The following is a 14613-nucleotide window of genomic DNA, read 5'->3' on the forward strand; positions in this document are numbered from 1 at the left end:
ACGCCGTTGATGGCGCAGGCCGACGACTACAGCGGCATGCTCGCCTACCTCGACGTGGCCCGCATCGACGGTCACGCCCTGGCGGGTGCAAACGGCGCCATCGCGTTGAACCAGGCGGCCGGTGACCTCAACCTGCAGGCCAACCTGCATGGCATCGCCACCGGCGAACGCGCCGACGTGTTGATCGGCAACCGGCAACTGCGGGCCGGCAACCGCGTGCTGAGCGCACCGGCGCACGCCACCGCCGTCATCGACGGCAACGCGCTGGCCGGTGCCAGCGGCATCGCATCCATCAACCAGGCCAGCGGCATCGCCAACACGACGCTCAACGTCGTCAGCGCGACGCTGGCCAGACAGGGCATACGCGAATCCGACGATACGGCCTTGGCCGCCGAAGGTTCCGCGTTGGCAGGGGGGCGGGACGACGCCGGTCGCGGCGTCGCGACCGGCACCCGCAGCGCCGGTGTCACCAGCACCGCGCTGCGGGGATTCGACGGGGTCCTGCAACTCAATCAGATCGCGGGCAGCGGCAACGACACGGCCAATGTGCTGGGCCTGGTCGTGCAGGACCGCCCGTGACAACCACCCAACCGATGCACCACCCGATGAGAGAGAGGGCACCATGAAAGCGACCGTCAAACGGACCATGCTCGCCATGGCGATTGCCACTGCCTCGACCGCCGCTGCGGCCAATGGCTGGGACAACCAGAACGCCAACGCGAACATCAACCACAACCACACCGTCAGCGAAACCCGCAACGACACCCACAACCACACCGACAACGACGTACGCAACCGCACCGTCAACGTCAATGTTCAGAAGCACAGCACCATCCAGGCCGACGAGCGCAAGGAAAAGAACAACCACGGCGTCGACGTGAACCTGGAGAAGGACCTGCGCCTCAGCACCGACGTCAATTTCTCCGGCGACCCCACCATCACCGGCGACATCGACCTCGACTCGGCGGCCATTGCGGTGATCGACAACCGCCAGTCGATCAGCAACAACGCCACCAGCAACAGCCTGGTCACCAACAGTGCGTCCATCGGTGACAGCGTGGGTGCCGGCGCCTCCGGCAACCTCGGCTTCAACGTGGTATCGGGGGACAACAACGCCCAGGACAATGCCGCGTCATTGTCCGCTGCCGATGCGTCCTTCAGCTTCGGCATGGCCGACGCCGAGGTGTTCGTCAACCAGGCCGGCTTCGGCAACGCGACCATGAACTCCGGCGTCACCAATGCCGCAGGTCTCGGTGGCAATGCCTTCGGCGGTGCGTCAGGCAACATCGGCGTCAACATCGCCTCGGGCAACAACAACGAGCAGAAGAACGCGCTCGCGGCCTCGGTCGCAACCACGGCGGTGGCGCAGTCGAGCATCAGCTCCAACCAGGTCTCCACCGGCAACACGGTCAGCAATGCCGGCTTCGTGCAGTCCTACACCGATACCGTGCAGGTCGGCCTGCATGGCGGCGTCAGCGGCCTGACGTGGGGCTATGGCGCCGGCACCTACCGCGGCACCGGCAATGCCTACCAGATGGCCAACTATTACCTGGATACGTGGAACGGCGCACTGCCGCACCCGGGTGGCAACAGTACCGGCCACATCGACCTGGACAACGAGATCCAGAACGCCACGATGAACCCCAACCGGCCGGGGGTGGGCGGCCTGGGCTTCGATACGCGTGAAAGCGGCACCAGCCAGTTCGTCGAACTGGGCGTGGCCGATCTGTACGCCAGCCTGAGCGGCACGGTCAGCACCACGCGCTGGGTGAACGTCAACGCCACCAACACGTCGGCCTTGTCCGGCAGTGCCTTCTCCGGCGCCTCCGGCAACATCGGCGTGAACGTGGCGGCGGGCACCGGCAACCTGCAGGCCAACAGCCTGGCCCTGGCCGTAGCCCAGCCCAGCACCGGCGGTGGTGGCGGCAACGGCGAGTAAGTGCACCACCCCGGCCGTCCGCCAATGGCCGGGTTCCCGGGAGCCCCTGTTCCTCCTCCCCCTTGGGGCAGGGGCTCCCTCCTGCTGCTGGAGAACGTGATGATCGGCCACCGTCTCTCGATATGCCTGCTGGCCTGCCTGCTGTTGCTGGGCGGTGCATCGGCGCGGGCGGGCGACGTCGGCTTCGCCAGCGTGCTACCCAATGGCGCACTGCTGCAGCAGAAGGTGGAAAGCATGCAGGAACGGCGCTACCGCAACGTGGTGCGCCAGCACACCGATTACAGCTGCGGGGCGGCCGCACTGGCAACCATCCTGCGCCATGCCTATCACCTGCAGACCGACGAAGCGACGGTGATCGAAGGAATGATGGGGGTGTCCGATCCAGCACTGGTGGCCGAGCGTGGTTTCTCGCTGCTCGACATCAAGCGCTACGTGGAATCGCTGGGCATGCGCGGGCGCGGCTATCGTATCGATGAAACACGCCTGCGCACGCTTCGCGTTCCCGGTCTTGTGCTGATGGACGTGCGCGGCTTCCGCCACTTCGTGGTGCTCAAGCAGGTGCGCGACGGTGTGGTCGAGGTGGCTGATCCCATCCTCGGCAACCGCAGCCTGGCGCTGCCTGAATTCCTCGCTGCGTGGCCATCGCGTGCCGTCTTCGTGGTGATCGGCAGCGATTTCGATCGCAACACGGTTCTGCTGCAACCCAGCGAACGGCCCAGTGCCCGCGCGCTCTACGCGCGACAGGGGCCGATCACCGATGCCGAACTGGTCGACTTCGGCTTCAGCCACGCCGACCTGTTCTGAAGGAGGTTCCGCCATGTTCCGTCACCGCCTGTTGATGGTCCTGCTGCTGGCCTGCCCCGCCCTGCCCCTGCAGGCGGCGGACGCGGCGCCCGGGCGCGGCCTGAAGGAAATCCCGGATCCCGAACTGAACCTGATGCGGGGCCGTTACACCGTGGGCGGCAATACTGTCGCCTGGTTCGGGGTGACGATGGTCTCGCAGTGGCAGGCCAGCAACGGAAGCGTGTTGCAGGGTGCGTTGACCCTGGGCATGGACTTCCGCGGCGGGGGCAGCCCGAAACTGAGCTTCCAGCCCAGCGTGCACGTCACCGCCGCAGATGCGCCGCTGCCGGACACGCAGGGTCGCCACATCGACAGCAGCGGCCAGGCCAACGCCAGCGGCGTGGTGCAAAGCGTGCAGGTGGCCGGCGATGGCAACGTCGCCCGCAATGCGACCACGCTGGTGGTACGCAATGGCGCGGTGCCGGCCCTGCCGGATGACGGTGCCCATTCGATCAGTGCACACGCCGCAGGCGTCTCGGCCTCTGCGGTGCTCGACGGCAACCAGGCACGCCTGCTGTTGCAGGTAGATGGCCAGGGCCTGGTCCAGCAATGGATACGCAACGGCAGCGTCGGCCAGGGCATCGCCCTGGCCGGTGACGGCCAGATCGCCAGCAACCAGCTGCGGCTGGAGCTGGTGCGGGATACCGCGGGCGGCAACCTGCCGTTGAGCCAGAACGTGGCCCAGGCGATTGCGATGAACCGCGGCATGGGGCCGGGCCGGTAGTACCACGGCACGGCGTTGGGGGAAGCGCTCCACAACGCAGGACACGAACATGCACACCCTGATGAGGATCACCCCGTTGGCGCTGGCGGCGCTGGCGGGCACCGCCTTCGCCGCGCCACCCGCGGCGGATGATGGCGCCGACGTGCAGGCGCTGGCCAACCAGCTGGAGCAGCTCAAATCCAACTACGCGCAGGAAGTGCGGCGGCTGCGCGAACTGGACATGCAGGTGCAGGCGATGCAGGCGCGCCTGAGTGGGAAGGTTGGCCCGATGGCCCCGTCTACGACTGCGCCCGTCGAGCATGGCTCGACCCTGCAGACGTCACCGGGCAGCGAAGGCTATGCCAGCAGTGCCGCCGAGGCGCAGCAGGCAAAGCAGGAATCGCGGCGCAGCGTGGATGATGTGAAACAGCAGCAGTCGGCGCTGTTCTCGCGCCGCTTCACCGTCGAGAACAGCCTCACCTACGCCCGCTACGACCGCAAGCAGCTCACCCTCAATGGCTTCCTGGCGCTGGATGCGATCTTCCTCGGCAACATCGCCATCGAGAACGTCGAGTCCGATTCGCTCACCTACAATCTGGCCGCGCGCTGGGGCGTCAGCCCGAACGTGACGCTCAACCTGGACGTGCCATACCTGGCGCGGCGCACCGTCTACCAGAAGGGCGGTGCCGGCGGTGCGGCGGCCGCGATCGCGCAGGAAGAAACCAATGGCAACGGCCTGGGCGATATCGGCCTGAGTGCGAATTACCGCTTGTTCGGCGAGCGCGGCTGGCGCCCGGAAGCCGTACTCACCGCCGGAGTGACCGCGCCCACCGGGCGTGCACCTTACGGCCTGGACTGGAAAGTGATCGAGCGCGATGACGATGACTACATCCGCTTCGCCGTGCCCAAGGAACAACCAACCGGCAATGGCGTGTGGCAGGCCAACGTCGGGGTGTCGATGGTCAAGACAGCCGATCCGGCGATCCTGTTCGCCAACCTCGGCTACGTGCATTCGTTCCCGCGTGGTTTCAGTGACATCGACAGCAACCCCGACACGGTCAACCCAGGTGACGTGAAGCTCGGCGGCTCGGTCTACTTCGGCGCCGGCGTGGCCTTTGCGTTCAACGAGCGCACCAGTCTCAGCCTGTCCTTCAGCGACCGCATCAGCGCCCGCGCTTCCACCCGTTTCCAGGGCGGAAAGTGGATGAAAGTGATTGGCAGCGACGCCAACGCGGCGTCACTGAATCTGGGTGTGACGTATGCGCTCAACCAGCACACCACGCTGGTGACCCTGCTGGGCATCGGGCTGACCCCGGATGCACCGGACTTCACGCTGGCGTTCAAGATCCCTTACATGCTCTGACCCGCCCGATCCGGCGACGCCGTGGCCCACAGCCCCTCGCCGCCGGATCGCGCTGCCCACGCGCAGGCCCTGTGTGTGCTCCAGGGCAACGCGCCAGCGCTGGCGACGACGGCGATGATCATCAGTTCCGCCGTATTCACGCCGCACCTTCACGGTGATCCCGCCGCATTCTCCGTCGATTCCGCCAATCCGGCGGCGACGCCATTTCCTACTCTGGCCCCACGGTGAAGCCCAGGCCGCTGCAGGCAACGCACCGTGACACTGGATACCACGCACTTCCACCCTTTCGCAGGAGCAGGACATGGCATTTCCAACCGCGGTAAACGATCAGATCACCGACTCGGTCACCCAGGCCAACACCAAGGTGCTGGGCGACGCGCCCGCCGTGGCAGTGGGCAATCTGTACCAGGCCACCGCACAGGCGCTGGCCAATGCCGCCCACAACGCCACCAACGCGCAGCAGCAGTCCTACGTCACCGCGCAGTCGGCCACCACCATGGGCGTGGCCACTCTGTACTCGATCGATACCGCCACCACGGCGGTAGCGAGCAAGGAAATCCTCAGCACCCGCGTCCGCGGCCTGGGCTCCTGACCTGTCGTTCCATCGCTGACCCGCCAACCTCAAGGAGATCGACATGGCATTCCCGACCGCTGTAAACGACCAGATCACCGATTCGGTCACCCAGGCCAACACCAAGGTGCTGGGCGACGCGCCCGCCGTGGCCATGGGCAATCTGTACCAGGCCACTGCGCAGGCGCTGGCCAACGCCGCCCACAACGCCACCAATGCGCAGCAGCAGTCCTATGTGACGGCGCAGGCGGCCACCACCATGGGCGTGGCCACGCTGTACTCGATCGACACCGCCACCACCGGCGTGGCCACCAAGCAGATCCTCGGCGCGTGATGCGCCGGCAGGCAAGGAGCTGAGCCATGGCATTTCCCACGGCCGTCAACGACCAGATCACCGACTCGGTCAGCCAGGCCAACCTGCAGGTGCTGGGCGTGGCGCCTGCCACGGCAATGGGCACGCTGTACCAGGCCACCGCGCAGGCGCTGGCCAATGCCGCCCACAACGCGACGCTCGCCCAGCAGCAGATGTATGTCACGGCGCAGGCCGCGACCACGATGGGCGTCGCGCTGCTCTACGCCGTCGATACCGGCGCCACCGGCGCCGCCACCCGGAAGATTCTCGGCTGATTCCATTGAGTGCCGGCAATCTCCGTTCCTGTAGTGCTGTCCACCCTAGGAGCTTCCACCATGGCATTTCCCACCGCCGTCAACAGCCAGATCACCGATTCGGTCTCGCAGGTCAACACCAAGGTGCTTGGCGATGCGCCGGCCATCGCAATGGGCAACCTGTTCGTGGCCACCAGCCAGGCGCTGTCCAACGCCGCGCACAACGCCACCAACAACCAGCAGCAGTCCTACGTGACCATGCAGGCGTCGACCACCCAGGGAGTGTCCACGCTGTATGCGATCGACACCGCCTCCAACGGCGTGGCCACCCGCGAAATCCTGGGCCTGCGCTGACGTGTCGGCCCGGCGTGACGCCAACCACCGCGCCCCCGCCCAGGGCGGCGTCACGTCGGGCCCCTGATCGATGGCCGCATCGCCCGCCACCGGCTACCTGCTGGCAACCACCAGCGCCGGATCCGGTGTGGCGATCACCCTTGCCCCCTCGTTCGCGATGTCCGCCACCTACCTGGCGATGGCCGACAGCCTCGGCCTGGCAATGCAGAACGCGGTGGCCAACCAGCAACGCGGCCAAGTGACCGCCGGCGCAAGCCTGGCCCAGGTCCTGGCCCTGATCATCCAGAAGGGAGCCGTTCCGTCATGAGCAGTGAGAACACCGTCAACAGCCAGATCGTCGACAGCGTCAGCGCCGCCTCGACGTTGCTGGTGGCCCAGGGTCCGGCGCAGTCCTTCAGCATGCTGGACATGGTGATGCTGGAGACGCTGGGCACCGCCATGCACAACGCCGTCGCGCGCCAGCAGGGTGCAGGCATGGTCAGCAACGCAGCGGTCACCGCCACCTGCGCGAAGATGATCAACGCTCCCTGGCCGGTGCCGCCACCCGCTCCGGAACCCCCTCCGCCGCCACCACCGCAGGTCATCCCCCTGCCCGGCCCGGTGCCGGCGCCCCCTTCGCCTGCGGCGGTGATCGCCGCGGCCACCGCAGAAGGAAAGACCGCCATCAGCGTCCTGCAGGCACAGACCCACGGTGCCACTGCCGACGCTGCGGCCGCTACCAGCAGCCTGCATGCACTCCAAACGCTTGCAGGCAATGCGGCAGCGCCCGCGCCCGGTCCTGCGCCCGACCCCGCGTCCGGTCCGGATCCGGACGCAGGTCCCGCCCAGGATCCCGCGCCAGACTCCTCTTCCCCTTCCCCTTCCCCGGCAGACGACGCTGACGCCGGGGCCTGACAGACTGCAGGCCGCCTGCGGCCCCACCCGCCCATCAAGGAGCCCGTATGGACCCGAGCAACGTCAACGCCCAGATCATCGATGTGATCAACCAGGTGCAGACGGCCACCATGTCAGCGACCGTCGTGACGACCAGTGGTGCCGGCAAGGCCTACCAGTCGGTGGCCCAGTCTGCGGCGATCGCCGTACAGGATGCCGCCGACGCCCTGCGCAATGTCTCAACCATCGCGACCACCGCGGCCGGCGTGGCCATGGCCCAGTACCTAGCGACGGGGGACGAAAAGTATGCAAGGGTGCTCACGCAGGCGCAGAACATGATGCAGGGGGCCACCGCCGACTTCAACCGCGTCGGCAATGCCGCTGCGACCGTCCTCAAGGAATTTCCGGCCCAGTGAGGCCGCCAGGAGATCCACGCATGAGCATTTTCATTGCCGGTCGTTCCATCCCCCAGGCCAACCTGATCAGTCAATCCTGCAGGCATGTCCTTCAGTTCATCGACGGCGGCGAGCACTGGTTGAAGTGGGCCATGGAATCGCATGAGCACCGCTACGCCTTCTCCGACGAGGGCACGATGCTCGATGGGGTGCAACAGGGCCTGCACGGTTCGCGCATGACATGGTTGCCCCGCCTCGGATTGCAGGTCGGCCCGGTCAAGCTGCTCAGCCTTGGTGCCAGCGACCTCGGCGCCCTGCGCAACATGGAGTTTGATGACGAGACACGCCTGTCGCACAACGAGGCACAGCGAGTGCTGGAAAAACATCGGCTGCTGACCAACGCCGAGCTCGGCGCCTCGCGCGCGTTCCTGGCTTCGATCGGCGCGGCCGACGCACCCCTGCTGCAGCAGCTGGACTTTCGCGAATCGGTGGCGCTCCACCAGCTGGCCGGTGAGGTGGGCATGTCCGCCGCAGGGCGCGACGACCTGGCCGACGCTGCCGGCTTCGCGCTGCTGCACGCGCGCAGGCCCATCGAGTTTGCCGACTACTTCCGCTTCTACCAGCGGGTGAGCACAGGAGGTGGCAGCCGCGAACATCGGCTGACGCGTGCCACCCGTGCGTTGCAGCAGGTGCTGCCGATCCTGTTCGGCTTCCTGGACGGGCCGCAGCTGCCACAGTTGCCGTCGCCAGAGCAGGTGCGCGAGGCGATCGACGCAAGCCTGGCCGCGCACCGGCAGATCGGCTATGCCCGCATCTCGCTGGCCGCCCAGCAGATGGCGGCCTGCTTCGACGACGAACCCGAACTGCTGCAGGATGACAGCCGGTTGCGCGAGGCCGCGCGGTGGCAGCTGCGCGATGCGCAGGAATTCCTCAACGAACATCCGGTTTCCCGTGGCCGGCTGGGCCAGGACGGTGCCAGCGTGCAGTTCGCGATCGATGGTTCCAGAGCGAAGGCGCTGATACAGGTGGAGGACAATGTGATCACCCTGCAGGATTACCGCCGAACCCGCCGCCACCTGGGCGATGAAGCGCGGGTGGATTATCAGAAGGATGCAGTGTGAACCCGGCTCCGGCGCCAGATGGCGATGGCGTGCAGGCAGCAACAGAGGCCTTTGCTTCGGCAGCCGGCGCGGCCGTTGCTGCCGGACGCCTGGCGGCCCGGCAACAGGCGCAGAAGATCCTGGCCGATGCCCAGGCGGCATTGCGCCACATCCTGGGGGAGCGCAGTGACGGTGTTCCCCCCTCATCCCCAGCAGGAGCACCGACGATGACCTTCCCGACCCCGCTTCCCGGCAAGCCCACTCCCGCCCATCCGGCGGGCAGAACCCCGATGGAGATCGCCCAGGAACTGGCGGACGCCGCAATGGCTGCCAGTGAAGAAGGCATCCGCGCCGCGATGAAGGTTTCGCAACGCGCGGCCGAGGCCGCCGCCGAGGCCGCGCGACGCGCGGACGAAGCCGCCGAACAGGCCGTGCAGCGCGCTGCCGAAGCCAACGCGCGCTGACGCCGCATCTGCCATCCCAACGCCCCGGGCAGGCTCGCGCCTGCACCGGGGCAGTGCTTTTACTGGTGCGGGCTTCGCCGGTAGCTGCGCGGGCTGACCCCTACCGCGCGCCGGAAGCTCTTTTCGAAGTGGCTCAGGTCACCGAAGCCGACCTGCAGTGCGACATCGGTAATGCGCAGGCGCTGCCCATCCCGCAGCAGCTGCTTGGCGTGCTCGATGCGCAGTTGCTGCAGCAGCAGCTTGAACGTCGTGCCCAGCTCGCTGCGGAACAGGAATCCCAGGTGTGACTGGCTCACATGGGCCTGACGGGCAAGGTCGCCCAGCGTGAGCGGCTCTGCGGCATGGTCCTTCAGGTAGGCCAGGGCGCGTTTCAGGCCGTCGTGCAGGCCTTCATGCGCTGCCCGCGGCGTATCCGGCTGCGCGGGCGCAGGACCGACGGTCTGCTCAACCGCGGGCAGCCGTTGCGGGGCGCGCCCGGCATCGCTGGCAACGTGGCCTGCAGCCAGATCCGGCGCGTGGCGTGCGAGATCCTCACGACGGATGCATCGGCCACCGGTCATCACCGCCAGCCGGACCACCACCCGCTCCATTTCCAGCAGATTGCCGGGCCAGTCGTGCGCGCACAGGGCTTCCAGCACATCGTCGCCCAGCACGCGGGGATTGAATCCATGCAGCTCCAGCGAACGCGCCGCCAGCGCGCCGATGTCCTCCACCCGTTCGCGCAGCGGCGGAATATCCACGGTCAGGAACTCCAGCCCGGCCAGCAGGGCGCGCGAGAACTGCTTCTCTCTCACCCGTTGTTCCAGGTCCGCGCTGGTCGACGCGATCACCCGTATCGGGCCGGCCGCCAGCGCGCCAGCTTGAGCGGCAGGCAGCCCACGCATGCGATGTGACAGCTGCCCCTGCAGCGGCACCGGCAGTTCGTCGACTTCGTGGAAGTACAGCGTCCCGCCCTGTGCGCGCGCGAACCAGTCGCTGGCTTCGCCCAGCGGGTGAACACAGTTCACTTCGACAAACGGGCCCTGCCGGGAAGGGCCGCCACTGTGCAGGGCGGCGGCCAGCTCCATCTTCTCGGTACCAAACTCGCCGCGCAGCAGGACCGGCAACGGGCTGGCCGCCGCGCGCTCCACGAATTCATCCATCTGCTTCAGCGCCTCGCCGGCGCCGACCAGCAACAGCGGCCGGCTCAATGCCTGTTCGGCCCAGGCCTTGGCTTCGTAGCGCTTGATCAGATGCGCGCAACGCTGGGCAAACTGCTCCCCCAGCGCCAGGGCACTACCATCCAGCCGGCCCTTCTCGCCTTCCAGGTGCAGCTCACCCAGCACCTCGCCGCCATAGCGGATGGGAACCCGCTGCAAGGAAACCTCTTGCCCGGACGCAGCTGGCAACCCCGCAGCTGCCCCTGCCACCGCACCACGCAACCGCACTTGGCCACCCCGCATCACCTTGTGCTGGGACAGCTCCTTCACGAACGCGCCCAGCAGTTCGGGCAATGACGGATAGGGCCGATAAGCGCGCTGCAGCATCTCACTGACTTGCCTGTGCATCGAAACTCCCCTTTGGAATGGCGACCCGATGCATCTGCAACGGGCGATCTCGCGATGCAGGCCCTCCGGCATCATCGCGGGATGCTGCGACGTCCACGCCGCATGCCGTACCCGCTGGTCGCACCGCTGGTGCCGTGCACGCTGCCCGCTCCCGCAGTGCCGGGAACTGCCATCGCTGCTGGAGGTCGGCAAGGCGGACGTCGTCCAGGCCGGGGTCGTGCGCCACAGGGCGGCACTGCCTGTGACGCGGCGCTCCCTGTGTTCCGGCCATCGCGTCCCTGGATTATGGGAAACGAGTTTCCAGAAAATAAGCATGATAATGACGTGAATATCCGCGCCGGATATTTGTCGCCCGCGTTTCCGTGCGCGGCGCACCGGAAAGCAGGTGAAGGCAAGGCGCCGGGATTCCATCCACCCTGATGATCAACGCGTCTGAGCGAACCAGGGACGGGCACGTATTGCGCCGCCGTGACGGCTGCACCGCCTGCTCGCCCAGGCCCGCAGGCCACCGCGCCTGCCTGCCGCGGCGCCGCCCCCGATCAATGACCCATCGACCAGCAGAAGATTGCGCACCACGCACGGGTGGCATGCCTTCCGCTGCACCTGGCCTGTCGGCACACTCGCGCTCCCGACCGCAGCACGATCAAGGAGATCGACCGCATGGACCGCACCCCGCCACCCGTGCCCCCCAGGAACTACCTGATGTGGGCCATCCTGAGCATCATCGCCGGCTTCTGGCCGTTCGGCATCGTCGCCACCGTCTACGCCAACCGCAGCACGTCATTGGTCGCCAGCGGCCAGATCGGCGCGGCCACCGAGGCTTCGCGCAAGGCGCTGCGCTGGATGATCGCCTCCTTCGTCACCCTGCCACTGTGCCTGGCACTGATGATCGGCTATGCCCTGATCGCGCGCGGCATGGCCTGAAAGCCTGCCGTCGCCGTCGCGCCATGATGAATGGCAGGCGCGCGCGGCGGTGGCGGCGGCCCATCCCGCTCCTCTATAGTCAGTCCAGCTCGGCAGGCATGGTGCCTGCCCTCGAATCACAGGGAGTTGGACATGGGTCTGGTACAGGCGGTGAAGGGTGCGGTGGGTGGTGTGCTGGCCGACCAGTGGAAGGACTTCTACACCGTGCCCACGGGCCTGCCCTCGACGGCGGCCCTGTTCGCGGCGGTACCGCGCGGCACCAATGCCGGCCGCGGCTCCAATACCAGCGGCTCGTCCAACATCATCACCAACGGCTCGAAGATCATCGTGCCGGAGGGCTACGGCCTGCTGCTGTTCCAGGACGGCGCGATCACCGCGTTCGTCGCCGAACCGGGTGGCTACGAGTGGCGTTCGGATGATCTGAACTCGCAGTCGATCTTCGCCGGCGACGGCCTGGTCAGCACGTTCATCAAGCAGAGCTGGGAGCGCTTCAAGTTCGGCGGCCAGCCGGGTTCGCAGCAGGCGGCGTATTTCGTGTCGCTGAAGGAACTGCCGGACAACCGCTTCGGTACCCAGTCGGAAATCTACTGGGACGACGGCTTCCTCAACACCCAGGTGGGTGCGGTCACGCGCGGCTCCTACACGCTGAAGATCGTCGACCCGATCCTGTTCGTGAAGAACTTCGTGCCGGCCAGCTACCTGCAACCTGGCCAGGTGTTCGACTTCACCGACCTGGACAACGCCGCCGCCAGCCAACTGTTCAATGAAGTGGTCGGTTCGCTGGCCCCGGCCTTCAGCCTGTACACGAACGACCCGGGCAAGGGCAACCGCATCACCAAGCTGCAGCAGGATTCGCTGGGCTTTGCACAGAGCCTGTCTGCCGCCGTCGAGCAGGGCTACCAGTGGAAGTCCGACCGCGGTCTGGCCATCGTCAAGACCGCCATCGTCTCGATCGAGTACGACGCCAACACCCGCGAACTGCTGAAGACCGTGCAGCGCGCAGATGCCCTGTCGGGTTCGCGCGGCAATTCCAACCTGCAGGCCAGCGTCGCCCAGGGCATCCAGTCGGCCGGCGAGAACGGCGGAGCGGCTGGCCTGGTCGGTGTCGGCATGGCCTCGGGCATGTTCGGTGTCGGCGGCATGCAGCAGCCGGTCGCCCCGGCTGCCGACGACCCGGTGGCCAAGCTGAAGAAGGCCAAGGAAATGCTGGATCTGGGCCTGATCACCCAGGGCGACTATGACGCCCTGAAGGCCAAGGCACTGGGCCTGTAACAGCAGGACGCACAACGAACATGTCCGATCCCCGAAACGGCCCGCCGCCGCTGCCCGGATCCGCGCCCGCGACGCCGCCGCCCTTGCCGGCGGCGTCGTTGGATGGGCCCGGTTCGCCGCAGGACGTCCCTCCCCTGCCCGGCAGCTTCCCGCTGGACACCTCGAAACTGCCACAGGCCATCCGTGATGAAGTGGAAGCGCCCGACCCGGTGGCCATCGATACGTCGGCCAGCGAGCTGAAGGACGGCCTCAACCGCTGCCCGAAGTGCGGTGCCACCGACATCCGGCCCAAGGCCGGCACCGACATCCTGGTCTGCCTGTACTGCCGTCACGAATGGCATGGCGCACGCGTCGAGGAAGAGTTCGGCCTGGGCGAGGCCATCGACCAGCTGCGCGGTACGGTCATTGCCTCTGGCGCACGTGACATCGACGCCGACACCTCGGCACTGATGACGTTCAAATGCACCGGGTGCGGCGCTGAAGTCACGGTCAATACCGAGAGTACGATGACGGCGCGCTGCCACTGGTGCCGCCATGTGTTCGGCGTCAACGAGCAGATCGCCAATGGCGCGGTGCCCGATGCAGTGCTGCCCTTCCATATCAGGAAGGACGATGCGGTCGCGCGCATCCGCCAGTTCGTCGACAAGCGCCGCATGTTCGCGCTGAAGGCATTCAAGGACCAGTTCACCCCGGAAAACGTGGTGGGCGTGTTCCTGCCCTACATGATCGTCGACAGCAATGTCAGCGCGGCCGTGGCCGGCAAGGGTGAGATCCAGACCCGGCAGTACACCGTGGGCAGCGAGAAGAACAAGCGCACCCTGTACGACGCAGACGTCTACCAGGTCGAGCGCCAGGTCGACTTCACGGTCGATGACCTGCCACTGGAATCCTCGGCCGAGCGCGGGAATCTCGATACCCGCGCCAATACGAACAACATCATCAACACCATCCTGCCGTTCGACACCAAGAACGCCGTGAAATGGAACGCCTCGTACCTGGCCGGCTTCACCTCCGAAAAGCGCAACCTGGATGTGGAAAAGCTGCGGCCGCGGCTGGAAGACCAGCTGCTGTCGATCGCCCGCGCACAGGTGGAAGGTTCGGTGAAGCGCTACAATCGTGGCGTGCGCTGGGAGCAGGAACAGCTGGAAGTGCACGGCACCCGCTGGGTGTCGATGTACCTGCCGGTGTGGTTGTATTCGTACCACCAGCCCGGCAAGAACGGCGGCATGCTGCACTACATCGCGGTGAACGGCCGAACCGGCGAAACCATGGGCAGTGTGCCCGTGCAGCAATGGAAGATGCTGCTGGCGGCACTGGCCACCGGCACCGTCATTGAAGCCCTCGCAATTGCCTTCCTGGTGGCATCGACATGAGCGACGACAGTGGCCTCTGGCTGTTGGCGGCAGGTCCGGCCGGCGCAACCGCGCTGTACTGGGCGCTGTACCGCTATTACCGCAACACCGACAAATCGCACTCCTTCGAGCACGAGACCGCCATCGAGGCCAAGCCGGTCACCGGCTCGGACCAGCAGGTAGGCCGGGTTACCGGTACCGAGGAAAAGCGTATCCGCGGTGACAATGTGTATGAGTACCGGAAACGGGTGGTGCGGGTAAAGCCCGACCCTTAGCGCCAGGCCCTGCCTGGCTGCGGGTAGTGCCG

The 14613-nt window shown here is 66.8% G+C and carries 19 protein-coding genes; 18 read left to right on the top strand and 1 reads right to left on the bottom strand.

All coding sequences use genetic code 11. The features are described 5' to 3' along the window. The first annotated feature begins 9 nt into the window (after positions 1-9). The 14 genes from AC5P7F_RS16245 to AC5P7F_RS16310 all read left to right on the top strand — a co-directional run bounded on the left by AC5P7F_RS16245 (position 10) and on the right by AC5P7F_RS16310 (position 9211). Positions 10-579 carry a FapB/FapC family functional amyloid domain-containing protein gene (locus AC5P7F_RS16245; protein WP_049439918.1) on the top strand — a complete coding sequence of 190 codons (570 nt, stop codon included), beginning with the start codon at positions 10-12 and terminating at the stop codon, positions 577-579. 43 nt (positions 580-622) lie between these two features. Then, on the top strand, positions 623-1939 hold the full coding sequence (locus tag AC5P7F_RS16250; protein ID WP_046430796.1) for a FapB/FapC family functional amyloid domain-containing protein: 1317 nt from the start codon (positions 623-625) through the stop codon (positions 1937-1939). A gap of 99 nt (positions 1940-2038) precedes the next feature. Beyond that, entirely contained in the window at positions 2039-2743 is a 705-nt protein-coding gene (locus tag AC5P7F_RS16255; RefSeq protein WP_046430798.1) for a C39 family peptidase, read from the top strand. 13 nt (positions 2744-2756) lie between these two features. Beyond that, entirely contained in the window at positions 2757-3506 is a 750-nt protein-coding gene (locus tag AC5P7F_RS16260) for a hypothetical protein (RefSeq protein WP_164076922.1), read from the top strand. Between the two features lie 49 nt (positions 3507-3555). Then, on the top strand, positions 3556-4848 hold the full coding sequence (locus tag AC5P7F_RS16265) for a transporter (RefSeq protein WP_164076923.1): 1293 nt from the start codon (positions 3556-3558) through the stop codon (positions 4846-4848). Between the two features lie 301 nt (positions 4849-5149). Further along, on the top strand, positions 5150-5440 hold the full coding sequence (locus tag AC5P7F_RS16270; protein WP_005416648.1) for a RebB family R body protein: 291 nt from the start codon (positions 5150-5152) through the stop codon (positions 5438-5440). Between the two features lie 43 nt (positions 5441-5483). Beyond that, positions 5484-5753: a RebB family R body protein gene (locus tag AC5P7F_RS16275; RefSeq protein WP_005416649.1), complete on the top strand. Its 270-nt coding sequence runs from the start codon at positions 5484-5486 to the stop codon at positions 5751-5753. 26 nt (positions 5754-5779) lie between these two features. Further along, a complete protein-coding gene (locus AC5P7F_RS16280) occupies positions 5780-6046 on the top strand; it encodes a RebB family R body protein (protein ID WP_006446865.1) in 267 nt (88 codons plus the stop codon). A gap of 60 nt (positions 6047-6106) precedes the next feature. Then, positions 6107-6379, top strand: coding sequence for a RebB family R body protein (locus tag AC5P7F_RS16285; protein ID WP_005416651.1), 273 nt, complete (start codon positions 6107-6109; stop codon positions 6377-6379). A 70-nt stretch (positions 6380-6449) separates the two neighbouring features. Continuing rightward, positions 6450-6686: a RebB family R body protein gene (locus AC5P7F_RS16290; RefSeq protein WP_495204176.1), complete on the top strand. Its 237-nt coding sequence runs from the start codon at positions 6450-6452 to the stop codon at positions 6684-6686. Next, positions 6683-7273, top strand: a complete 591-nt coding sequence (locus AC5P7F_RS16295) for a RebB family R body protein (RefSeq protein ID WP_049420461.1) — start codon at positions 6683-6685, stop codon at positions 7271-7273. The genes AC5P7F_RS16290 and AC5P7F_RS16295 overlap by 4 nt, the downstream gene beginning before the upstream one ends. Before the next feature lie 47 nt (positions 7274-7320). Continuing rightward, the gene (locus AC5P7F_RS16300; RefSeq protein WP_046430815.1) at positions 7321-7668 is read left to right on the top strand and encodes a hypothetical protein; all 348 of its coding nucleotides are present in this window, start codon (positions 7321-7323) and stop codon (positions 7666-7668) included. A gap of 20 nt (positions 7669-7688) precedes the next feature. Next, positions 7689-8768: a hypothetical protein gene (locus AC5P7F_RS16305; RefSeq protein ID WP_164077689.1), complete on the top strand. Its 1080-nt coding sequence runs from the start codon at positions 7689-7691 to the stop codon at positions 8766-8768. Then, positions 8765-9211, top strand: a complete 447-nt coding sequence (locus AC5P7F_RS16310; protein WP_239510523.1) for a hypothetical protein — start codon at positions 8765-8767, stop codon at positions 9209-9211. The genes AC5P7F_RS16305 and AC5P7F_RS16310 overlap by 4 nt, the downstream gene beginning before the upstream one ends. A gap of 59 nt (positions 9212-9270) precedes the next feature. Here AC5P7F_RS16310 and AC5P7F_RS16315 read toward each other — a convergent pair whose 3' ends face one another. Beyond that, positions 9271-10758 carry a helix-turn-helix domain-containing protein gene (locus tag AC5P7F_RS16315; protein ID WP_197641377.1) on the bottom strand — a complete coding sequence of 496 codons (1488 nt, stop codon included), beginning with the start codon at positions 10756-10758 and terminating at the stop codon, positions 9271-9273. Between the two features lie 660 nt (positions 10759-11418). Between AC5P7F_RS16315 and AC5P7F_RS16320 the strand changes: the two genes are divergently transcribed. The 4 genes from AC5P7F_RS16320 (at position 11419) to AC5P7F_RS16335 (ending at position 14581) form a co-directional block, all read left to right on the top strand. Continuing rightward, positions 11419-11682: a CD225/dispanin family protein gene (locus tag AC5P7F_RS16320; protein WP_032956532.1), complete on the top strand. Its 264-nt coding sequence runs from the start codon at positions 11419-11421 to the stop codon at positions 11680-11682. A gap of 132 nt (positions 11683-11814) precedes the next feature. Continuing rightward, positions 11815-12954: an SPFH domain-containing protein gene (locus AC5P7F_RS16325; RefSeq protein ID WP_014647262.1), complete on the top strand. Its 1140-nt coding sequence runs from the start codon at positions 11815-11817 to the stop codon at positions 12952-12954. Positions 12955-12974: 20 nt separating this feature from the next. Continuing rightward, positions 12975-14327, top strand: a complete 1353-nt coding sequence (locus tag AC5P7F_RS16330) for a membrane protein (RefSeq protein WP_032956535.1) — start codon at positions 12975-12977, stop codon at positions 14325-14327. Next, positions 14324-14581: a hypothetical protein gene (locus AC5P7F_RS16335; protein ID WP_014647264.1), complete on the top strand. Its 258-nt coding sequence runs from the start codon at positions 14324-14326 to the stop codon at positions 14579-14581. The genes AC5P7F_RS16330 and AC5P7F_RS16335 overlap by 4 nt, the downstream gene beginning before the upstream one ends. The last annotated feature ends 32 nt before the right edge of the window (positions 14582-14613 follow it).

The organism is Stenotrophomonas sp. YJH_SMC_105-26 (genome assembly GCF_059368915.1).